The sequence below is a fragment of the Pseudomonas helmanticensis genome (genome assembly GCF_900182985.1).
GTDB lineage: Bacteria > Pseudomonadota > Gammaproteobacteria > Pseudomonadales > Pseudomonadaceae > Aquipseudomonas > Aquipseudomonas helmanticensis.
On record NZ_FXUY01000001.1, the window covers coordinates 4,806,632 to 4,828,623 of the forward strand.

The 21,992-nt window shown below is 61.3% G+C and carries 20 protein-coding genes; 16 read left to right on the forward strand and 4 right to left on the reverse strand.

The window, feature by feature from the left end; all coding sequences use genetic code 11:
- Nucleotides 1–29 precede the first annotated feature (29 nt).
- From ruvX to gshB, 4 genes are all read right to left on the reverse strand, one after another.
- On the reverse strand, nt 30–467 hold the full coding sequence (ruvX, locus tag QOL84_RS21480) for a Holliday junction resolvase RuvX (protein WP_007913667.1): 438 nt from the start codon (nt 465–467) through the stop codon (nt 30–32).
- Complete coding sequence (locus QOL84_RS21485) at nt 467–1,039, reverse strand: YqgE/AlgH family protein (RefSeq protein WP_283438479.1); 573 nt, start codon at nt 1,037–1,039, stop codon at nt 467–469. The genes ruvX and QOL84_RS21485 overlap by 1 nt, the downstream gene beginning before the upstream one ends.
- Nucleotides 1,040–1,213: 174 nt before the next feature.
- On the reverse strand, nt 1,214–2,113 hold the full coding sequence (locus tag QOL84_RS21490) for an energy transducer TonB (protein ID WP_064388085.1): 900 nt from the start codon (nt 2,111–2,113) through the stop codon (nt 1,214–1,216).
- Nucleotides 2,114–2,220: 107 nt separating this feature from the next.
- Complete coding sequence (gene gshB, locus QOL84_RS21495; RefSeq protein WP_283438480.1) at nt 2,221–3,192, reverse strand: glutathione synthase; 972 nt, start codon at nt 3,190–3,192, stop codon at nt 2,221–2,223.
- Nucleotides 3,193–3,417: 225 nt separating this feature from the next.
- Here gshB and pilG point away from each other — a divergent pair, with 225 nt between their 5' ends.
- The 16 genes from pilG to madM all read left to right on the forward strand — a co-directional run bounded on the left by pilG (nt 3,418) and on the right by madM (nt 21,807).
- Complete coding sequence (gene pilG / locus QOL84_RS21500) at nt 3,418–3,822, forward strand: twitching motility response regulator PilG (RefSeq protein WP_116028398.1); 405 nt, start codon at nt 3,418–3,420, stop codon at nt 3,820–3,822.
- 60 nt (nt 3,823–3,882) lie between these two features.
- Nucleotides 3,883–4,248 carry a twitching motility response regulator PilH gene (pilH, locus tag QOL84_RS21505; protein WP_008084306.1) on the forward strand — a complete coding sequence of 122 codons (366 nt, stop codon included), beginning with the start codon at nt 3,883–3,885 and terminating at the stop codon, nt 4,246–4,248.
- Between the two features lie 10 nt (nt 4,249–4,258).
- Nucleotides 4,259–4,798: a chemotaxis protein CheW gene (locus QOL84_RS21510; protein WP_283438481.1), complete on the forward strand. Its 540-nt coding sequence runs from the start codon at nt 4,259–4,261 to the stop codon at nt 4,796–4,798.
- A 144-nt stretch (nt 4,799–4,942) separates the two neighbouring features.
- A complete protein-coding gene (locus QOL84_RS21515; protein WP_129395893.1) occupies nt 4,943–7,003 on the forward strand; it encodes a methyl-accepting chemotaxis protein in 2,061 nt (686 codons plus the stop codon).
- Between the two features lie 11 nt (nt 7,004–7,014).
- Nucleotides 7,015–12,924: an Hpt domain-containing protein gene (locus QOL84_RS21520; RefSeq protein WP_283438482.1), complete on the forward strand. Its 5,910-nt coding sequence runs from the start codon at nt 7,015–7,017 to the stop codon at nt 12,922–12,924.
- The gene (locus tag QOL84_RS21525) at nt 12,917–13,387 is read left to right on the forward strand and encodes a chemotaxis protein CheW (RefSeq protein WP_283438483.1); all 471 of its coding nucleotides are present in this window, start codon (nt 12,917–12,919) and stop codon (nt 13,385–13,387) included. The genes QOL84_RS21520 and QOL84_RS21525 overlap by 8 nt, the downstream gene beginning before the upstream one ends.
- A 529-nt stretch (nt 13,388–13,916) precedes the next feature.
- Nucleotides 13,917–14,282 carry a DUF6124 family protein gene (locus QOL84_RS21530; RefSeq protein WP_283438484.1) on the forward strand — a complete coding sequence of 122 codons (366 nt, stop codon included), beginning with the start codon at nt 13,917–13,919 and terminating at the stop codon, nt 14,280–14,282.
- Nucleotides 14,283–14,579: 297 nt separating this feature from the next.
- The gene (gene mdcA, locus QOL84_RS21535; RefSeq protein WP_093429846.1) at nt 14,580–16,250 is read left to right on the forward strand and encodes a malonate decarboxylase subunit alpha; all 1,671 of its coding nucleotides are present in this window, start codon (nt 14,580–14,582) and stop codon (nt 16,248–16,250) included.
- Nucleotides 16,250–17,122, forward strand: coding sequence for a triphosphoribosyl-dephospho-CoA synthase (locus QOL84_RS21540; RefSeq protein ID WP_283438485.1), 873 nt, complete (start codon nt 16,250–16,252; stop codon nt 17,120–17,122). The genes mdcA and QOL84_RS21540 overlap by 1 nt, the downstream gene beginning before the upstream one ends.
- Complete coding sequence (locus QOL84_RS21545) at nt 17,122–17,421, forward strand: malonate decarboxylase subunit delta (protein WP_007913697.1); 300 nt, start codon at nt 17,122–17,124, stop codon at nt 17,419–17,421. Before QOL84_RS21540 ends, QOL84_RS21545 begins: the two co-directional genes overlap by 1 nt.
- Complete coding sequence (locus QOL84_RS21550) at nt 17,414–18,265, forward strand: biotin-independent malonate decarboxylase subunit beta (RefSeq protein WP_283438486.1); 852 nt, start codon at nt 17,414–17,416, stop codon at nt 18,263–18,265. The genes QOL84_RS21545 and QOL84_RS21550 overlap by 8 nt, the downstream gene beginning before the upstream one ends.
- Nucleotides 18,262–19,047, forward strand: a complete 786-nt coding sequence (mdcE, locus tag QOL84_RS21555) for a biotin-independent malonate decarboxylase subunit gamma (protein WP_283438487.1) — start codon at nt 18,262–18,264, stop codon at nt 19,045–19,047. The genes QOL84_RS21550 and mdcE overlap by 4 nt, the downstream gene beginning before the upstream one ends.
- Nucleotides 19,041–19,661: a malonate decarboxylase holo-ACP synthase gene (locus QOL84_RS21560; protein ID WP_283438488.1), complete on the forward strand. Its 621-nt coding sequence runs from the start codon at nt 19,041–19,043 to the stop codon at nt 19,659–19,661. The genes mdcE and QOL84_RS21560 overlap by 7 nt, the downstream gene beginning before the upstream one ends.
- A complete protein-coding gene (gene mdcH / locus QOL84_RS21565; protein ID WP_283438489.1) occupies nt 19,658–20,578 on the forward strand; it encodes a malonate decarboxylase subunit epsilon in 921 nt (306 codons plus the stop codon). Before QOL84_RS21560 ends, mdcH begins: the two co-directional genes overlap by 4 nt.
- 66 nt (nt 20,579–20,644) lie before the next feature.
- Complete coding sequence (madL, locus tag QOL84_RS21570; protein WP_129395884.1) at nt 20,645–21,037, forward strand: malonate transporter subunit MadL; 393 nt, start codon at nt 20,645–20,647, stop codon at nt 21,035–21,037.
- 5 nt (nt 21,038–21,042) lie between these two features.
- Nucleotides 21,043–21,807, forward strand: a complete 765-nt coding sequence (gene madM / locus QOL84_RS21575) for a malonate transporter subunit MadM (protein ID WP_283438490.1) — start codon at nt 21,043–21,045, stop codon at nt 21,805–21,807.
- The last annotated feature ends 185 nt before the right edge of the window (nt 21,808–21,992 follow it).

Sequence of the window (21,992 nt, forward strand, 5' to 3'; positions counted from 1 at the left end):
CACTCAAAAGAAAAGCGCCGAAGCGCTTGTCAGGATTCAAACAATGCAGTGTTTTCATCGAGCCACCCCTGCAACAGCAGAGCGGCGGCGATGGCGTCCACCGGGTTGTCGCGGTAACTGCCTTTCTGGCCGCCACGCACCAATCGCTCGCCTTTGGCCTCGAAGGTGGTCAGGCGCTCGTCGTGGGTATAGAAGGGCACGTTGAAACGGCCGTTGAGGCGGCGGGCGAATTTCTCCGCGCGCAGGCACATTTCGCTCGGCGTGCCGTCCATGTTCAGCGGCAGGCCGACGACCACAGCGTCGGGTTTCCATTCCTTGAACAGCGCTTCAACCTGATTCCAGTCGGGAATACCGTTTTGCGCTTTCAGGGTGCACAGCTCGCGGGCCTGGCCGGTAATCACCTGGCCGACCGCGACGCCGATCTGTTTGGTGCCGTAGTCGAAGCCGAGAATCAGGCGCAGGGCCATCAGGCGTGACCTGCCTGGCTGGTCAGCAGGCTGAGGTTGATCCCCAGGTGCCGGGCCGCCGCTTCGAGGCGCAATTCGCTGCTGGTGTTGAAGAGGATGTCGGCGTCGTACGGGCAGGTCAGCCAGGCGTTGTCGGCCATTTCGGCTTCCAGTTGCCCGGCTTCCCAACCGGCGTAACCGAGGGCAATCAGGCTTTTCGCCGGGCCGACGCCGTCCGCGATGGCGAACAGCACGTCCTGCGAGGTCGACAGGGCCAGCTCGCCGTCCAGTTGCGCGGTGGCCTGGAAGGTCTTGCCCGCCGGGTGCAGAACAAAACCGCGATCGGTCTGCACCGGGCCGCCGATAAAGATCGGTACGTGCTGGCAGAGTGCTGGCGGCTCGACGTCCGGGCGCAGTTGCTCAAGAATGTCGGCCAGATTCAGCTCTTGCGGCCGGTTGACCACAATCCCCATAGCGCCATTGGCCGTGTGCTCGACGATGTAGGTCAAGGTATGGGCAAAGTTCGGGTCGGCCATGTGTGGCATGGCGATCAGGAATTGATGCTTGAGGTAGCTGGGGCTGACGTTTTTCATGTGCGCTAGTGTGGCGTTCGGGGGGCAAACTGACAAGCTGGAGATGTAAGCAACACACCGATCCAATGTGGGAGCGAGCCTGCTCGCGAAAGCGGTGTGTCATTCAACATTGATGTAGCTGATCCACCGCATTCGCGAGCAGGCTCGCTCCCACAGGGGGATTTGCGGTGTCTTTTAATTGCTGGAGAGCTTGTCGCCCCGGGCGAATTTCCAGGTGCGGATGATTTCCAGACGGTCGATGTCCGACAAGTCCCCGGTAAACGGGGCAAACGGTGCCGCCAACCGGACGATGCGCTGCGCCGCCTGATCCAGCAGCGGCTGGCCGGACGATTCCAGTACCAGCACTTCATACAGCGAGCCGTCGCGGTTGATCGAAACCATCAGGCGCAAATTGCCGTAGATCTGCTTGCGCCGGGCTTCCTCGGGGTAATTGAGGTTGCCGATACGCTCGACCTTCTTGCGCCAGTCGTCTTTGTACCAGGCGCCCTTGTCGCGCATGGTCGACGCCGCGCTCAAGCGGTGGATGCGTGGGCGCTTGGCGTACAACTGTTGTTCTTTGGCCAGTTCGGCTTCGAGGCTGGCGATGTCGCTGGACAGCTGCGAGCTATCGAATTCCGGTGCGTCGACCGTCGGTTTGACTTCGGTCTTGGTTTCTTCTTTCTTGGTCGGCGCTTTTTTCGGCTTCGGCGCGACGGTGGTCACCGCAGCCTTGGGCGCGGCTTCCTGCACTTGCGGCTTGGCGGCCGGTGGCGGGGTGACTTTCTTGACCTGATTGTCCTGGAATGGCGCCACTTCAGTGGTCTTGGGGATCGCCTTCTTGTCCAGCGTGCCGCTGCCTTCCTGATGCTCTTGAGCAAGAAAGTCAGCCTTCTCCGGCTTCTTTTCGCTCTTGAAGGTGGCGAGGGTGATTTCCAGGGTTTTGCTGATTTGCTTGGGCTCGACCATCGTGAAGCCGACTCCGAGCAGCAGCGCCAAATGGATCAACGCAGCAAGGAATAAGGTAAATCCGAGGCGATCGGCCGGGCGCACGCCACGATGGGCGAGTTCTGCGGGCAGATCGGACGGGAGGGTCATGACAAGAAAACCAACATCGCGTTTTTCAGAGGCTGCGCATGATAACGCAATGTTGGTTTCACGCCTTGGGCTTCACGCTTCAAGCGACAGACTGCATGTGACGTGCATCAAGCTTGTGGCAATTTGCCGGCGGCTTGCAGCTTCTTCTCGATCGCATCCATCAACATGCCTCCGATGTCAGTGCCAAACGCATTGTCGATTTCACGGATGCAGGTCGGGCTGGTGACGTTGATTTCGGTGAGGCTTTCACCGATCACATCGAGACCGACGAACAGCAGGCCTTTCTCACGCAAGGTCGGGCCGACTTGAGCAGCGATCCAGCGATCCTTGTCAGTCAGCGGACGCGCTTCACCTCGACCACCGGCGGCGAGGTTGCCACGGGTTTCGCCGAGTGCCGGAATCCGCGCCAGGCAGTAATCCACCGGCTCGCCGTCGATCATCAGGATGCGCTTGTCGCCATCGACGATAGCCGGCAGGTAGCCCTGAATCATGATCTGCTGCTTGCCGTGCAAGGTCAGGGTTTCGAGGATCACCGACAGGTTCGGGTGGCCGGCGGTGTGGCGGAAGATCGACGAACCGCCCATGCCGTCCAGCGGCTTGAGGATCACGTCGCCGTGATGGTCGGCGAACTGACGCAGGACGTCCGGGCGACGGCTGACGATGGTCGGCGGCGTGCACTGCGGGAACAGCGTGGCGAACAGCTTTTCATTGCAGTCGCGCAGGCTCTGCGGCTTGTTCACCACCAGTACGCCGGCGGTTTCGGCCTGTTCGAGCAGGTAGGTGGAGTAAACGAACTCCATGTCGAACGGTGGATCCTTGCGCATCAGGATCACGTCCAGATCGCTCAGCAGGTTGTCCTGCTCGGCGTCCAGTTCGAACCATTTTTCCGGATTGGCGAAGACTTTCAGCGGCTTCATGCGCCCGCGTGCCTGACCTTCGGCCTGATACAGGTCGCTCTGCTCCATATAGAACAGTTCCCAGCCGCGCTTTTGCGCGGCCAGCAGCATGGCCAGCGAGCTATCCTTTTTATAGGAGATGCTGGCGATAGGGTCCATGACAATCCCGACGCGAACGCTCATTGGGTTTTCCTCGAAAATTGGCTACCGGATCGGTATTGAAAAAGTGCCGCCAGAGTGGCGCCGGGCGGGTTTTCGGTCAAGGAAAAACCCGTCGATAGATTGCATCTGGAGACTGTGCTAAAAAGGCTGGCGTAGCGTGCTGGCCCTTGAGCATCAAGGGTTTCGAGCCATTCATAACCGCAAAACGGACAAATTGATTCGCAAAGGCGACGGTAGAGCCCTCTTATGGAACAGCAGTCCAGCGCCTTGAAGGTCATGGTGATCGACGACTCGAAAACGATTCGTCGCACCGCCGAAACATTGTTGAAGAATGTCGGTTGCGAAGTGATCACGGCGATCGACGGTTTCGACGCCCTGGCGAAGATCGCCGACAACCATCCCGGGATCATTTTTGTCGACATCATGATGCCGCGTCTGGATGGTTATCAGACCTGCGCTTTAATCAAGAACAACAGTGCATTCAAGGCCACGCCGGTGATCATGCTGTCATCGCGTGACGGACTGTTCGACAAGGCCAAGGGGCGGATTGTCGGTTCCGATCAATTTTTGACCAAGCCTTTCAGCAAGGAAGAACTGCTCAGCGCGATCCAGGCCCATGTTCCGGGCTTCGCCGCCGTTCTGCCGCAGTAAGACACGTACAGTGATGCTCGGCCAGCGGGCCGGGGGTCGACAAGAAAAATGGGGAAAACCATGGCACGTATCCTGATCGTCGATGATTCGCCGACTGAAATGTACAAACTCACCGGCATGCTCGAAAAGCACGGCCATGAAGTGTTGAAGGCCGAAAACGGCGCCGACGGCGTGGCCCTGGCCCGTCAGGAAAAACCCGACGCGGTGCTGATGGACATCGTCATGCCCGGCCTCAACGGTTTTCAGGCGACCCGCCAACTGACCAAGGATGCCGAGACCAGCCACATCCCGGTGATCATCATCACCACCAAGGATCAGGAAACCGACAAGGTCTGGGGCACCCGCCAGGGCGCCAAGGACTACCTGACCAAACCGGTCGACGAAGACACCCTGATCAAGACTCTGAATAACGTGCTCAAAGGCTGATCGCGCGACCATGAGCGAATCGCTGACCGCGTTCGAACTGCTCTGGCAAATCGACCAGCGCTGCCGCTTGCTGGCCGCAGACCTGCCGTCGCAAGCGGCGCGTCAGGATCGCTGGAGCGGCATCGGCTTTCGCCTCGGCGAGCATTGGTATGTGGCGCCGATGGGCGAAGTCAGCGAAGTGCTGCACGAACCGCGCTTCACCCAGTTGCCCGGGGTCAAGCCATGGGTCAAAGGCGTGGCTAACCTGCGCGGGCGGCTGCTGCCGATCATGGATCTGTGCGGCTTTTTCGGGCATGAGCTGTCGCCGTTGCGTAAACAGCGGCGGGTGTTGGTGGTTGAACATGGGGATGTGTTTGCCGGGTTGATGGTCGATGAAGTCATCGGCTTGCAGCATTTCGAGCAGGACAGCTTCGAACCGATCTCGATCAGCAAGCGCCAGGGCTCGAAGGCCGAGTTCGTCAAAGGCTATTTCCGGCGTGAGCAGAACTGGCGGGTGTTCAGCCTGTTTGCCCTGGCCAAATCCCCGGTGTTCATGAGCGTCGCGGTATAGCCGTTACAACAAAGATCCCTTGTAGGAGTGAGCCTGCTCGCGATTCAGGCACCGCGGTGTATCAAGTACACCGCGTTATCGTTCAATCGCGAGCAGGCTCACTCCTACAGGTTCTTCGGTGAGCTTCAAATTAGGCGAGGACCGATGACAAAAGCAAAAACAGGCAAGCCGGCGGAAGGATCGCGCAGTCGCTCGCAGATCATCGTGCTGTTCATCGCACTGATCGTGTTCATCATGCTGCTGTTCGCCAACTTCGCGTACCTCAATACCCAGGCGAACTACGACAAACAGTACATCGGCCACGCCGGTGAGCTGCGCGTGCTCTCGCAACGCATTGCCAAGAACGCCACCGAAGCCGCGGCCGGCAAGGCTGCCGCGTTCAAGCTGCTCAGCGATGCGCGCAACGATTTCGCCTTGCGCTGGGGTTACCTGAAGAAGGGCGACGCGGTCACTGGCCTGCCGCCAGCCCCCGCCACCGTGCGCCCGGAAATGCGCGCCGTGCAACTGGACTGGGAACGCCTGCTGAAAAACACTGACGCCATTCTCTCTAGCGAACAGACCGTGCTGTCGCTGCATCAGGTCGCCGCGACCCTGGCCGAAACCGTGCCGCAGTTGCAGATCGAATACGAAAAAGTCGTCGAAATCCTCCTGCAACGTGGCGCCCCGGCGGCGCAGGTCGCCATGGCCCAGCGCCAATCGCTGCTGGCTGAACGCATCCTCGGCGCGGTCAACACCGTGCTCGCCGGCGATGAAAACTCCCAACAAGCCGCCGATGCCTTTGGCCGTGACGCCACCCGTTTCGGCCAAGTGCTCAACGGCATGCTGCAAGGCAACCCGACGCTGAAAATCAGCCAGGTCGAAGACCGCGACGCCCGCGCGCGTTTGAGCGAAATCTCCGAGCTGTTCCAGTTCGTCTCCGGCTCTGTCGATGAAATCCTCGAAACCTCGCCCGAGCTGTTCAAGGTTCGCGAATCGGCGAGCAACATCTTCAGCCTCTCGCAAACCCTGCTCGACGAAGCCTCGCACCTGGCCACCGGTTTTGAAAACCTTGCCGGCGGGCGCAACACCGACACTATCGGCGGTTACGTCCTCGGTTTGCTGGCGCTGGCCTCGATCATACTCATCGGCATGGTTATGGTGCGCGAGACCAACCGGCAACTGCGCGAAACCGCCGAGAAGAACGAGCGCAACCAGAACGCAATCATGCGCCTGCTCGACGAAATCGAAGACCTCGCCGACGGTGACCTCACGGTGACGGCTTCGGTGACCGAAGACTTCACCGGCACTATCGCCGATTCGATCAACTACTCGGTCGACCAATTGCGCGATCTGGTCGCGACCATCAACCTCACCGCCGGCCAGGTCGCCGCAGCGGTGCAGGAAACCCAGGCCACCGCCATGCACCTGGCCCAGGCCTCGGAGCATCAGGCCCAGCAGATTTCCGAAGCGTCGACGGCAATCAGCGACATGGCCGAATCCATCGATCAGGTCTCGGCCAACGCCGCTGAGTCTTCCGCGGTCGCCGAGCGCTCCGTGGAAATTGCCAACAAGGGCAACGAGGTGGTGCACAACACCATCCACGGCATGGACAACATTCGCGAACAGATTCAGGACACCGCCAAGCGCATCAAGCGTCTTGGCGAGTCGTCGCAGGAAATCGGCGACATCGTCAGCCTGATCGACGACATCGCTGACCAGACCAACATCCTCGCCCTCAACGCGGCGATTCAGGCGTCGATGGCCGGTGATGCCGGGCGCGGTTTTGCCGTGGTCGCTGACGAAGTGCAGCGCCTCGCCGAGCGCTCGTCCGCCGCCACCCGGCAGATCGAAACCCTGGTGCGGGCGATTCAGACCGACACCAACGAAGCGGTGATTTCCATGGAGCAGACCACCACCGAAGTGGTGCGCGGCGCGCGACTGGCGCAGGATGCCGGTGTGGCCCTGGAAGAAATCGAAGGCGTATCGAAGACCCTCGCGGCGCTGATTCAAAGCATCTCCAACGCGGCGCAGCAGCAGACCTCGTCGGCCGGGCAGATCTCGCTGACGATGAACGTGATCCAGCAGATCACTTCGCAGACTTCGTCCGGCTCCACGGCCACCGCCGAAAGCATCGGCAACCTGGCGAAAATGGCCAGTCAACTGCGCCGTTCGGTGTCCGGATTCACCTTGCCGGCGGCGTCCGCGCCGGCGACGGATAAAGTGTGATCGGAGCGGTTATGGGTGATCGGCACGACTATGTGGCCCTCGAATGGGTCAAGGGCGAAATTGCCGAAACGCTGAAGCAGGCGCATCAGGCGATTGAAGCCGTGCTCGATGATCCGCAGGCCTTTGCGGGGCTGGACGAATGCCTGGATTACATCCATCAGGTCCACGGCAGCCTGCAAATGGTCGAGTTCTACGGTGCCGCCCTGCTCGCCGAAGAGATGGAGCAACTGGTTGCAGCCTTGCAGCACGAGCGCGTCAGCCATCGCGACGAAGCCCTGCACCTGTTGTTGCAAGCGCTCGGGCAATTGCCGATCTACCTCGACCGTGTGCAGAACGCTCGCCGGGATCTGCCGTTGGTGGTGTTGCCGCTGATCAACGATCTGCGCAGTGCCCGTGGCGAAAGCCTGCTCTCGGAAACCAGCCTGTTCAGCCCGCAATTGCCGGAGTTAGCACCGCTGAGCGCAGAAGCGTTGGCACTGCTGGAACCGGCCGAACTGCCGAATGTGCTGCGCAAATTACGCCAGATGCTGCAAATGGCCTTGGTCGGTTTGCTGCGCGAGCAGGACGACCAGACGCACCTCGAGTACCTGGCCAAAGTCTTCACCCGCCTCGAAGCGCTGAGCGGCGATTCGCCCCTGAGCCCGTTGTGGCAAGTCGCCTCGGCGCTGGTCGAAGGCATGCGCGAAGGCGCCATCGCCAACAGTCCGGCGCTGCGCAGTCTGTTCAAGGACGCCGACAAAGAGCTCAAGCGCCTGCTCGAGCAAGGTATGTCGGGCCTTAATCAGCCGCCCCCGGCGGAGCTGCTGAAAAGCCTGTTGTTCTATATTGCCAAAGCCGAACATCCCACCGGGCAGATGCTGACCATGAAAGATCGCTACTCGCTGGACGACGCGTTGCCCGACAGCGCGATGGTCGACGAAGAACGCGCGCGCCTGGCCGGCCCTGACCGCGACGCGATGCGCTCGGTGCTGGCGGCACTGTGCGAAGAGCTGGTGCGGGTCAAGGAACGCCTCGATCTGTTCGTGCGCAGCGATCGCCAGCACACTTCGGATCTGGAAAGCCTGCTCGCGCCATTAAGGCAGATCGCCGACACCCTTGCCGTGCTCGGTTTCGGCCAGCCGCGCAAAGTCATCATCGATCAACTGGCCGTGGTGCTCAGCCTCGCCCAAGGCCAGCGTGAACCGAATGACGCGATCCTGATGGACGTTGCCGGCGCGCTGCTTTACGTCGAAGCGACGCTGGCCGGAATGGTCGGCACGGTCGAGCCGGAAAGTCCGGAAGACTCGCGCTTGCCCACCACCGACCTGACGCAGATTTATCAGATCGTGATCAAGGAAGCGCGCATCTGCCTGCAACAGGCCAAGGACATGATCGTCGACTACATCGACGCCGATTGGGATCGCCAGCAACTGCAACCGTTGCCGGCGCTGCTGACCCAGGTGCGCGGTGCGCTGGCGATGATTCCGCTCAGCCGCGCGGCGAGTCTGGTCGAGGCCTGCAACGGTTTTATCCGCGAGCATCTGCTGCTCGATCCGCACGAGCCGGGTTGGGAGCAACTGGATCGTCTGGCCGATGTCATCAGCAGCCTCGAGTACTACCTCGAGCGCTTGAGTGACGATCCGCAGGCGCCGAGCGAGCAACTGCTGGACATCGCGCAGAAGTCCCTCGCCAACCTCGGTTATTTCCCTGACGAAGAGCCCGGCGAACACTCTGTGCCCGTGCTCGAAGACGTTCTCAGCCCCAGCGAAGCGCTGGTGATGCAGGACCTGCAGGCGCTGGATGATCCCGAGATCGTGCAATCGTTGGCCGAGGTTCTGGCCAGCCCGGTTTCCGCGCTGAACCCGCCGGCGCTGATCACGCCCGGCAGCCTGATGCCGCCGCCGGCCGGCGAAGAACCGATCGACGACGAGCTGCGCGAAGTGTTCCTCGAAGAGACCGACGAAGTCCTCGAAGTGCTCCATGAATACCTGCCGCGCTGGACCGCCAACCCGCAGGATCGCGATGCGCTGACTGAACTGCGCCGCGCCTTCCATACCCTCAAGGGCAGCGGGCGCATGGTCCGCGCGCTGATCCTCGGTGAGCTGGCGTGGGCCGTGGAAAACCTGCTCAACCGTGTGCTTGAACAAAGTGTCGAACCGGGATCGGTGGTGCAGCAACTGCTGACCGACACGGTGCTCTTGCTGCCCGAATTGATCAACGAATTCGCCACTAACAGCCAGCGTCAGCGCAGCGATGTCGATCAGCTTGCCGCCCGTGCCCACGCATTGGCCAAAGGTGACGAACCGCTGGCCGCCGAAGACATCGACGATGTCGCTGCACTCGATCCGCTGTTGCTGGAGATCTTCCGCAAAGAAGCCGAAACCCATCTCGCCAGCCTCAACCGTTTCCTCGATCAAGCCGCCGAGCATGTGCCGTTGCAGGCCAGCGATGAATTGCAGCGCGCGCTGCATACGCTCAAGGGCAGCGCCTCAATGGCCGGGGTTTTGCCGATTGCCGAATTGGCCGCGTCGCTCGATCAACTGGCCCGCGAGTTCAAGGCGCATCAGTTGCCGCTTGACCTCGACGAAGTGGAATTGCTGCTGGAAGCCGAGGGCCTGTTTCGTATTGGCCTGCGTCAGCTCAAGCACGATCCGCTGGCGCCGATTGTCGGTGCGCAATCGCTGATCAAACGCACCGACGCGCTGCTCGCCGAGCGCCTCGAAACCATCCTCAATGCACCGAACACCGGGTTGCGGATCAAGCGTGACCCGCAACTGATCAACAACTTCCTCGCCCAAGGCATGGACATCCTCCTCGACGCCGAAAACCTCTTGCAGCGCTGGCAGCAACATCCCGGCGAGCGTCAGGAACTCAGCGCCTTGCTGGATGAACTGACCACCCTCGGCGAAGGCGCGCACATGGCCGATCTGCTGCCGGTCGATGTCCTGTGTGAAGCCTTGCTCGACCTGTATGGCGCTGTGGAAGAAAGCAGCCTGGCGGTCAGCGAGCGGTTTTTCCAGGAAGCGCAAAACGCTCATGAAGCGCTGATCAACATGCTCGACGAACTGGCGGCCGGGCAGGAAGTCACGCCGCAGCCGGCGCGGATTCGGGCCCTGCATGATCTGCTTGATGAGAGCCTCGATCCGTCGTCGATGGGCCTGATTCGCAGCGATGGCAGCCGTACTTTGAGTATCCGTGAACTGGGCAGCGCCACCGCTGAGTTGCAGCAAAAGGCAATGGCGCTTGAACCCGATGACGAAATTGTCGAGATCTTCCTTGAAGAAGCGGTGGACATTCTCGACAGCTCCGGCCAAGCCTTGCAGCGCTGGCTCAGCGACCCCGACAACACAGCGCCGCTGTCCTCGTTGCAGCGGGATTTGCATACGCTCAAGGGCGGCGCGCGGATGGCTGAAGTCGAGGCCATCGGCGATCTGGCGCAAGAGCTGGAAAGTCTCTACGAAGGCCTGGTCGATCGTCGCTACAGCTACAGCGAAACCTTGGGGCGATTGCTGCTCAAAAGTCACGACCGCTTGGCGTTGTTGCTTGATCAACTGCAAAACCATCAGCCGCTGACGCCGGCACAGGATCTGATCGACGTTATCCGTCAGGTCCGCCAAGGCCAGAACGTTGCCGAAGTGCCGCCAGCAACAACCGATCACGACAGCGCCGGTCACGACCCGGAGTTGCTGGAGATATTCCTCGAAGAAGGTTTCGACATCATCGAAAACTCCGGCGCCGCACTGCTGCGCTGGCAGGCCGAGCCGGGCAATCGTCAGGAAGTGGAAACCCTGCTGCGCGATCTGCACACCCTCAAGGGGGGCGCGCGGATGGTCGAGATCGGCCCGATCGGCGACCTCGCGCATGAGCTGGAATACCTTTACGAAAGTCTTTCCAGTGGCGCCTTGCAGCCGTCGGCGGAGCTGTTTGCGCTGGTGCAGCGCGGGCATGATCGTTTGGCGCAAATGCTCGATGGCGTGCGCGCCGGGCAACCGTGCCCACCGGCGGATCGGCTGATCAACGCGATCCAGAATTTCAGTCATCCGGCGACGGTAGAAACGCCGCCAGTGCTACCTGTTCCGGTCAAGACTGACGTGGCACCGCCGGTTGCCGAGGCTGGCGCGGACATGGTCAAAGTCTCCGCCGAACTGCTCGATGAGCTGGTCAATCTGGCCGGCGAAACCTCGATCTTCCGGGGCCGTATCGAACAGCAGGTCAACGACGCGCAGATCGCTCTGAACGAGATGGAAACCACCATCGAGCGTATGCGCGATCAGTTGCGCCGCCTCGACACTGAAACCCAGGGGCGGATTCTCAGCCGTCAGCAAGTCGATGCCGAACGCCTCGGCTACGAAGATTTCGATCCGCTGGAAATGGACCGTCATTCACAGTTGCAGCAACTGTCGCGGGCGCTGTTCGAATCGGCTTCCGACCTGCTCGATCTCAAGGAAACCCTCGACCGCCGTAACCACGACGCCGAGAACCTGCTGCAGCAACAGGGCCGCATCAACACTGAATTGCAGGAAGGCCTGATGCGCACGCGCATGGTGCCGTTCGAGCGCATGTTGCCGCGCCTGAAACGCATCGTCCGCCAGGTCGCTGAAGAGCTGAACAAAGACGTCGCGTTTGTCGTCGGCAACGCCGAAGGCGAGATGGATCGCAACGTCCTCGAACGCATGGCCGCGCCGCTGGAACACATGCTGCGCAACGCCGTCGACCATGGTCTGGAATCCGCCGAAGTGCGCCTGGCGGCGGGTAAACCGGCGCAAGGGCAGATCAGCCTCGACCTGTCCCGCGAGGGCGGCGACATCGTTTTCGATATCCGCGATGACGGTGCCGGGGTGCCACTGGAAGCGGTGCGGCGCAAGGCGATCAAGCGCGGCATGCTCGCGCCGGAAGCCGAGATCAGCGACCGCGACGTGTTGCAGTTCATCCTCCAGCCGGGGTTTTCCACGGCGGAAAAGATTACCCAGATTTCCGGGCGCGGCGTCGGCATGGACGTGGTGCATGAAGAAGTGCGGCAACTCGGCGGCAGCATGAGCATTGATTCCGTGCCGGGGCAGGGCGTGCATTTCCGTATTCGCTTGCCGTTCACCGTGTCGGTCAACCGCGCGTTGATGGTGCAGTGCGGTGAGGATCAATACGCGATCCCGCTGAACACCATCGAAGGCATCGTCCGCGTCTTGCCGAATGATCTGGAAGGGCACTTCCGCGTTGATCCGCCGCGCTATCAATACGGCGGCCAGACCTATGAGCTGTGCTACCTGGGCGAACTGCTGAAAACCGCGCCACGGCCGAAACTGCTCGGGCAGAACTTGCCATTGCCGGTGCTGCTGGTGCACTACAACGACCGGCACATTGCGGTGCAGGTTGATGCGATGGCGGGTACGCGCGAAATCGTGGTCAAGAGCCTCGGCGCGCAATTCGCAGCGGTGCAGGGCGTGTCCGGGGCGACGATTCTCGGCGACGGCAGGGTGGTGCTGATTCTCGATCTGCTCGCGCCGATCCGCGCGATGCAGGCACGCATTGCACAGACGCCGACGCTGCCGGAAATCGACAGCGAACCGCAGAAACCGTTGCTGGTGATGGTGGTCGACGACTCGGTCACGGTGCGCAAGGTCACCAGCCGTTTGCTCGAACGTCACGGCATGAACGTGCTGACCGCCAAGGACGGCGTCGACGCCATGCTGCTGCTCGAAGAACACATGCCCGACCTGATGCTGCTCGACATCGAAATGCCGCGCATGGACGGCTTCGAAGTCGCCACCCAGGTGCGCAACGACGAGCGCCTGCAACACCTGCCGATCATCATGATCACCTCACGCACCGGGCAGAAACACCGCGACCGTGCGATGGCCATCGGCGTCAACGACTACCTCGGCAAGCCGTATCAAGAGTCGGTGTTGCTTGAAAGCATTGCCCAGTGGAGCAAGAAACATGCATGAGCGCCGGCATAATCAGCGCACCAGCCAACTGACCGGGTTGTTGCTGCCGTTGGCGGATCGTAATTTGATCCTGCCTAACGTTGCTGTTGCTGAGTTGATCGATTACCAGGCCAGTGCCTTCGATCTGGATACGCCGCCGTGGTATCTGGGGCGGGTCAAGTGGCGTGAGCGGCAGATTCCGTTGTTGAGTTTCGAGTCGGCGTGCGGGCAGAAAATCGTCATTGGCGAGCGTGCGCGGATCGTGATTTTGAATGCGCTGGGCGGGTTGCCGGAGTTGAAGTTCATTGCGCTGCTGGTGCAGGGGATTCCGCGTTCTTACAAGCTTGATAGCCAGTTGAGTTATGTCGACGTGCCGTTGTGTGCGCTGGAGCAGGCAGCGGTGCAGGTCGGGGAACAGGTGGCGAAGGTGCCGGATTTGTTGGGGTTGGAGAAGTTGTTGGTGGATGCGGGGCTGGTCCATTGATCCAGAGTCTTCAGTGTTCTGGATGGCCTCTTCGCGAGCAGGCTCGCTCCCACAGTTGATCTTCGGTGATCCTGGATTTTGCGTACGACACAGACCTCCTGTGGGAGCGAGCCTGCTCGCGAAAGCGCCAGTCGCCACACCTTAATCCGACAGAAAAATCCTCAATCTCCGTGCGCAATAAACGCCTTCCAGCCCCGCTGTTTAAAGACACTCTGTGTTACGGCTCCCTAGCCTACAAATCCTTGCGCCGCTGCCTACGCATGCACCAGAATCCGCCGGCTTGTGCGCCTTTGGCATGCTGCGTAACTTGATTCCGTCACTGATTCCCAGTGATCGGGTTTAGCAGCCCGTGGTTAATCTAAGGGTGCACATACACCATCGTCAGGCTTCGCCTGCATTCGATGGCGGCTGTGCGCAGGGCGCTTCGGCGCGCCGGCTTCCTTAGGTTCCCCGGTCTGCTAACCTGCGTTCAGCTGCCACCCCTTCTTTTAGCAGAGAAGTGGTTCCAGCTTTATTTCGGAACCTGAAGATGATTAAACCAACGCCTAACCCCCCGCTCACAGACCCGGCATCCCCCTACGAATCCCCCGACTCCAAGAAATTCCACGAAGCCGCCGAACGCGCCCTCGACCATTACCTCGGCCCGACCAACGCCGACCTGATGGCCACGCCCTACACCCCGAACACGCTGTACATGGCCAACCCGAATGCCGACACCGAATCCCTGCTGGCTGACGCCAGCGAAACCCTTGGTTCGGCTACGGTCATGCTCAATAACCACGCAGCAACGGTGGAAGGTACGCACCGCAAGACTGTGCAAGGTATTGCGCAGGTGGTGATGGTGGCGGAGATGGCCGTCAACCGTTTGTTGGATCGGTTGGTGCCGACGGAGTGATTTAAAAGCCGACCCTCACCCCAGCCCTCTCCCGGAGGGAGAGGGGGCCGACCGCGGGATGCTAACAAGTTACGCCGACCTGAAAGTACCGCTGTGAATCCATAATCGACTCGGTGGGGCAGGTCGATGTATGGCGCTATACACCTCGGTCGGTCCCCTCTCCCCCCGGGAGAGGGCTAGGGTGAGGGCGGCTCTTGATCGTTACCCTGAGCGTAATGATTCACCGCCGCGCTTGATTGATGCCCCCACCCCACACGCCTACCTTAGCTCCACGACAGCGAACCCCGTGGAGTGAGCATGACAACAACAATTTCCCCCGACTCGCGCTGGACGCGGCGGCGCGATGAGAAGCAGCGCCGCCTCGACAAGGTGCGCGGGCTGGCCGACGGTGTGGTGTTGCCCACCGACAAGATCGTCGCCGCGCTCGAAGCGCTGATTCATCCCGGCGACCGTGTGGTGCTGGAGGGCAACAACCAGAAGCAGGCGGATTTCCTCTCGCGCTCGCTGGCCAAGGCCGACCCGGAAAAGCTCCACGACCTGCACATGATCATGCCCAGCGTCGGTCGCTCCGAGCACCTCGACCTGTTCGAACGCGGCATCGCCCGCAAGCTCGATTTCTCCTTCGCCGGCACCCAGAGCCTGCGCATCAGCCAGTTGCTTGAAGACGGCCTGCTGGAAATCGGCGCGATTCACACTTACATCGAACTCTACGCGCGACTGGTGGTGGACCTGATCCCCAACGTCGTGCTCTCGGCCGGGTTCATGGCCGACCGCGCCGGCAACATCTACACCGGCCCGAGCACCGAAGACACCCCGGCGCTGATCGAACCGGCCGCGTTCAGCGACGGCATCGTCATCGTCCAGGTCAACCAATTGGTCGACGACGTCAGCGAGCTACCACGCGTTGATATTCCCGCCTCATGGGTCGATTTCGTCGTGGTCGCCGACAAGCCGTTCTACATCGAACCGCTGTTCACCCGCGACCCACGCCACATCAAGCCTGTGCACGTGCTGATGGCGATGATGGCGATTCGCGGCATCTACGAAAAACACAACGTGCAGTCGCTCAACCACGGCATCGGTTTCAACACCGCCGCCATCGAATTGATCCTTCCGACCTACGGCGAATCCCTAGGCCTCAAAGGCAAGATCTGTCGCAACTGGACGCTCAACCCGCACCCGACGCTGATCCCGGCGATCGAGAGCGGCTGGGTCGAAAGCGTGCATTGCTTCGGCACCGAACTGGGCATGGAAAACTACATCGCCGCGCGCCCGGACGTGTTCTTCACCGGCCGCGATGGCTCGCTGCGTTCCAACCGGATGTTCTGCCAACTCGCCGGGCAATACGCGGTGGATCTGTTTATCGGCGCGACGTTGCAAGTCGATGGCGACGGCCATTCCTCGACCGTCACCCGTGGCCGTCTCGCCGGTTTCGGCGGCGCGCCGAACATGGGCCACGACCCGCGCGGTCGCCGTCACGGCACCCCGGCGTGGCTGGACATGCGCCACGACGATTCGCAGCAACCGATGCTCGAACGCGGCAAGAAACTCGTGGTGCAAATGGTCGAGACATTCCAGGAGGGCGGCAAACCGACCTTCGTCGAAACCCTCGACGCGGTGGAAGTGGCGAAGAAAAGCGGCATGCCGCTGGCGCCGATCATGATCTACGGTGATGACGTCACACACCTGCTCACCGAAGAAGGCATCGCCTACCTGTACAAGGCGCGTTCGCTGGAAGAGCGCCAGGCGATGATCGCTGCGGTCGCCGGCGTCACCGCCATCGGCCTGCGCCACAACCCGAAAGACACCGAACGCATGCGCCGCGAAGGCCTGATCGCCTTGCCCGAAGACCTCGGCATCCGCCGCACCGACGCCACTCGCGAATTGCTCGCGGCAAAAAGCGTGGCCGATCTGGTCGAGTGGTCCGGCGGCCTGTACAACCCGCCCGCCAAATTCAGGAGCTGGTAATGCACGCACTTAACCTGCAAGCGAAACCGCTGTCCCTGGCTGATCGATTGGCTGATCTTGCGGTGGACGCGCTGATTGACGAAGCGGATCTGTCGCCGAAACCGGCACTGGTCGACCGTCGCGGCAATGGCGCGCACACCGATTTGCACCTGGGCCTGATGCACGCGTCGGCGCTGTCGTTGTGGCCGGCGTTCAAGGAGATGGCTGAAGCAGCGGTTGAAATCGGCGAAGTCGATTCAACGTTGCGCGAAGCGATTGGCCGCATCGGCCGTGAGGGCGAGCAAGCCATGCTCACCACCACCAACGGCGTGAACACGCATCGCGGCGCAATTTGGGCGCTGGGATTGTTGGTGACCGCCGCTGCAATGGAGCCGAAATCCACCAGCGCCAATGCAGTTTCATTGCGCGCCGCGCGACTGGCCTTGCTGGATGACCGCCACGCCCCCAAACCTTTGAGCCACGGCGCCCAAGTCGCCCTGCGTTATGGCGCTCGCGGTGCTCGTGAAGAAGCGCAACTCGGCTTCCCCTCAGTTCTGCAACGTGGCTTGCCACAACTCAAACGCAGCCGCGCCAACGGCCACGGCGAACAGAACGCTCGACTCGATGCCTTGCTCGCGATCATGACTGACCTCGCTGACACCTGCGTGCTCTACCGCGCCGGCGAAGAGGGCTTGCAAGCCATGCAACTCGGCGCGCAAGCGGTACTCGACGCCGGTGGTAGCGCCAGCCTCAGCGGTCGCCGCCGGCTGCACGAACTGGATCAACAACTCATCGCATTGAATGCCTCGCCCGGTGGCGCCGCCGACTTGCTCGCCGCCACGCTGCTGCTCGACCGTATCGAGCGCGACGGCATCCTTCAGGGAGCGTTTTGATGGAAACCCTATCGTTTGAATTCCCCGCCGGGCAGCCGCCACGCGGTCGCGCGCTGGTTGGTTGTGTCGGCTCGGGTGATCTGGAAGTGCTGATCGAACCGGGCCTGGCCGGCAAGCTGACGATCAATGTGCAGACCTCGGTCAACGGCGCCCAGTTGCGTTGGCAGCACCTGTTTGCGCGGATGTTCGACGGCACCACGCCGCCGGCGATGGCTATTGATATCCACGATTTCGGCGCGACGCCGGGGGTGGTGCGCTTGCGTCTGGAACAAGGTTTCGAGGAGATCGGCCATGACTGACAGCGCAGCGTTGCTTAACAAACACAGCTTCGTCGAACTCGGCGCGCGGCAACGGGCGAAGGCTTTGCTCGATGCCGGCAGCTTTCGCGAATTGCTTGATCCGTTTCAACGGGTGATGTCGCCGTGGCTCGAACGCCAGGGCGTGGTGCCGCAGGCCGATGACGGCGTGGTGATCGCCAAGGGCAGCCTCGACGGTTTGCCGATAGTCATTGCCGCGATTGAAGGCGCGTTCCAGGGTGGCAGCCTTGGCGAAGTCGGTGGGGCGAAGATTGCCGGCGCGCTGGAACTGGCGGCTGAAGACAACCGTAAAGGCATTCCGACCCGCGCGGTGTTGCTGCTGGAAACCGGTGGCGTGCGCTTGCAGGAGGCCAATCTCGGGCTGGCGGCGATTGCTGATATTCATGCGGCGATTGTCGATTTGCAGCAGTACCAACCGGTGGTCGGTGTGGTTGCGGGTAGCGTCGGTTGCTTCGGCGGCATGTCGATTGCGGCGGCGCTGTGCAGTTATTTGCTGGTGACTCAGGAAGCACGCCTTGGTTTGAACGGCCCGCAGGTGATTGAGCAAGAAGCCGGGATCGAGGAATACGACTCCCGCGACCGTCCCTTCATCTGGAGCCTGACCGGTGGCGAGCAGCGTTTTGCCAGTGGTCTGGTGGATCGTTATGTCGCCGACGACGTGGCGAAGATTCGTCAGCAGGTCGGTGAATTGCTCCAGCAAGGTTTGCCGGCGCAGCCGCGCAGCCAACGCGCCGAATGGTTTCTGCAACGTCTCGGCAGTCTGAACACTGACCCGCAAATCGAACCGTCGGTGGTTCGCGACCTGTATCAAGGAGAGCGCTCATGAGCGGTTATTCATTGCGCGGTTTGAACTGGTTTAACGCCTTGAGCGCCGGCGCTCTCAAGGTCGAAGGGCTGCCGCCATCGTTGAGGGTCGCTGACGGTGAATTGGGGCGTTTTATCGCTGTGGTCGCTGATCCGGACAATCGTTTTCCGCGTGCTCGTAATGGCGAAGTCGGCTTGCTCGAAGGCTGGGGTCTGGCCAAGGCTGTGGATGACGCGATCACGGCTGACCGCGATAAAGCGCAGAAGCGCCCGATCATCGCCATCGTCGATGTGCCGAGCCAGGCCTACGGTCGCCGTGAAGAAGCCCTCGGCATTCACCAGGCGCTGGCCGGTGCGGCGGACAGTTATGCCCGCGCACGTCTGGCCGGGCATCCGGTGATTGCGTTGTTGGTGGGTAAGGCTATGTCCGGGGCGTTTCTGGCTCATGGTTACCAGGCCAACCGTTTGATTGCGCTGCGCGATCCGGGCGTGATGGTGCATGCGATGGGCAAAGCTTCGGCCGCACGGGTGACCTTGCGCAGTGTTGAAGAGCTGGAAGCGTTGGCCGCCAGCGTGCCGCCGATGGCTTATGACATCGACAGCTATGCGAGTCTCGGATTGCTCTGGGAAACCTTGTCGGTGCAGCAGATCGAGCAGCCGACGGCGGAGGATCTCTCAAGGGTTAACGAATGCCTCAAACAAGCCATCGGCGATGTCTCCAGCACTGACTTGAGCAATCGTCTCGGCGCGAAAAATCGTGCGGCTTCCAGCAAAGTGCGCGAACTGTTGATGGCGCAGTGGTGAGCACGCCTCTGGCCCACGATCTGCTCTGGGGCATGACCCCGGCGCAGTTGCCGGCGGATGCGCCGTTGTGGGCGGTCGAGTCGCTGGCCGCTGGGCAACCGGTGGTGGTGCGGCGCGCGTTGAGTGCTGAAGGTTTTGTCGCGGTCGGCGTGCGCGGTGTGTTGCGCGAGCAGCGGCTGGCAGCGTTTATGGCACTGGGTTCGACTGCCTGTCGGGTCAGCCCCGAAGTGCTTTGTCATGTCGATTGCGAACGCGATCTGCCAGTGATGCAGGCGCTCAAACAACTGCGGCCAATGCTCGACGATTGCGGTTGGGTCTGGGGTGTCAGTGGCAGTGTCGGGTTTGAATTGGCCAGTGGTTTTATCGCGATGCACGCGGCCAGCGACCTCGATTTGATTCTGCGTACACCGCAACTGATCACTCGTAATCAGGCACGCAAACTGGTCGAACTTTTTGATCAGGCCGTGTGCCGGGTCGATATGCAATTGCAAACGCCGTTCGGTGCCGTGGCGCTGCGTGAGTGGGCCAGCGGTTCGGCGCGCGTGCTGTTGAAAAATGCCCATCAGGCTTGCCTGGTGATTGATCCGTGGAATCCGCAGGAGCAGGCGGCGTGAGCAGTCTGCTGGTGTTCCCCGGCCAGGGTGCGCAGCAAGCGGGCATGCTGCAGCGTTTGCCTCGGGAATCGTTGGTCGAGGCCAGTGATGTGCTCGGTGAAGATGTATCGCTGCTGGATTCCAGCGCAGCGTTGCGCACGACAAGGGCGGTTCAGCTGTGCCTGCTGATCGCCGGCGTCGCTGCTTCGCGGCAGCTGTTGCAAGACGGACTCACGGCAGATTATGTCGCCGGCCTGTCCATCGGCGCTTACCCGGCAGCGGTGGTTGCCGGCGCCTTGAGCTTCAGCGATGCGCTGCATCTGGTCAGCCTGCGCGGCGAACTGATGCAGCAAGCTTATCCACAAGGCTATGGAATGACCGCGATCATCGGCCTGCAGTTATCCACAGTCGAAACGCTGCTGGCGCAGGTGCACAGCGAAGATTCGCCGGTGTATCTGGCCAACATCAATGCCGATAACCAGGTGGTGATTGCCGGCAGCGACAAGGCCATGCAAGCCGTGGCTGAACTCGCGCGCAGTCGTGGCGCCGGTCTGGCCAAACGTCTGGCAGTGAGCGTGCCTTCGCACTGCCCACTGCTGGAAAAACCGGCACAAACCCTCGCCGAAGCCTTCGCCAAGGTTGAACTGAAAACCGCGAAAATCGCTTACCTGAGCGGCAGCCGCGCACGCCCTGTGACCAAAGTAGAAGCGCTGCGCGACGACCTCGCCTTCAACATGTGCCGCGTGGTGGATTGGCGCGGCACCGTGCAAAGCGCTTACGAGCGCGGCGTACGTTTACAGATCGAACTGCCGCCCGGTGCGGTGCTGACCGGGCTGGCGCGCCGGGTGTTCGAGCAGGGCACCGTCACTGCCTTCGACAGTGCGCGGCTCGACACCTTGCAAGCGCTGTTGCGTGAGGAGGGTAGCCGCCAACTCTAAACCGCCGCGACTCAAGCTTCGAACAACAAAAACAACATTCGACGATGCACTTTGAGGACTACAACAATGATTATTTACGGTGTGGCGTTTCTCGCCTTTTGTACGCTGGTGGGTATCTGGGTCGGTGAACTGCTCGGCAAGCTGATCGGCGTGCCGGCCAACGTCGGCGGCGTCGGCATTGCGATGCTGCTGTTGATCGGTCTGGGCAGTTATCTGAACAAAAGCGGATGGCTCAAGGGCAAGACCGAGCAGGGTGTCGAATTCTGGAGCGCGGTCTACATTCCTATCGTGGTGGCCATGGCGGCCCAGCAAAACGTCTACGGCGCACTGAAGGGCGGGCCGATGGCGATCCTCGCCGGGACGCTGGCCGTGGTCATCGCCTTTGCCTTGGTGCCGGTGCTGACGCGCATGGGCAACAAGGAGCAGACCCCGATCGCTCCAGCCAAGACTGCGGGGTAATCGCCATGTACGAATCGATGATGAAAGTGATCACCGGGTACGGTTTGATCAGCGGCTTCCTGATTGTCGGCCTGACCATGTGGGTGTCCTACTGGATGTCCAACACCTTCACCAAGGGCCGCTTGCACGGCTCGGCCATCGCTATTTTGCTCGGGCTGGTGCTGTCGTATGTCGGCGGCGCACTGACTGGCGGGCAGAAGGGTGTGGTGGATATTCCCTTGCTGTCCGGCATCGGCTTGCTCGGCGGGGCGATGTTGCGCGATTTCGCGATTGTTGCCACGGCGTTTGGTGTCAGTGTCGAAGAGCTCAAGCGTGCCGGGTTTGTCGGTGTGCTGGCGCTGTTTGTAGGTGTCGGTACGTCGTTTGTCGCTGGGGTCGGCGTGGCGATGGCGTTCGGTTATACCGATGCGGTGAGCCTGACCACCATTGGCGCGGGCGCGGTGACTTACATCGTCGGGCCAGTGACCGGCGCGGCGATTGGTGCGAGTTCCGAGGTGATGGCGCTGTCGATTGCGGCGGGGCTGATCAAGGCGATTCTGGTGATGGTGATGACGCCGTTCGTGGCGCCGATGATCGGCCTCAACAACCCGCGCAGTGCGGTGATTTTTGGCGGCTTGATGGGTACGTCGAGTGGCGTCGCTGGTGGGTTGGCGGCGACGGATCCGAAGCTGGTGCCTTATGGGTGTCTGACGGCTGCGTTTTATACGGCGCTTGGGTGTTTGTTGGGGCCTTCGGTGTTGTTTTTGGCGATGCGCGGGTTGATGGGATAACAGCAAAGAGCTGCCTTCACCCTAACCCTCCCGAAACGTCGGACCGCCCGTAGGGAGAGGGGACTGACCGAGGTGTTTTGGCGTTATACATCGACCTGAAATTTCTGAGTCGAATTCAATTCTTGAACCCATGAAGATCTGCTCCCTTTCCCCTCTACCCCTTGGGGGAGAGGGCTGGGGTGAGG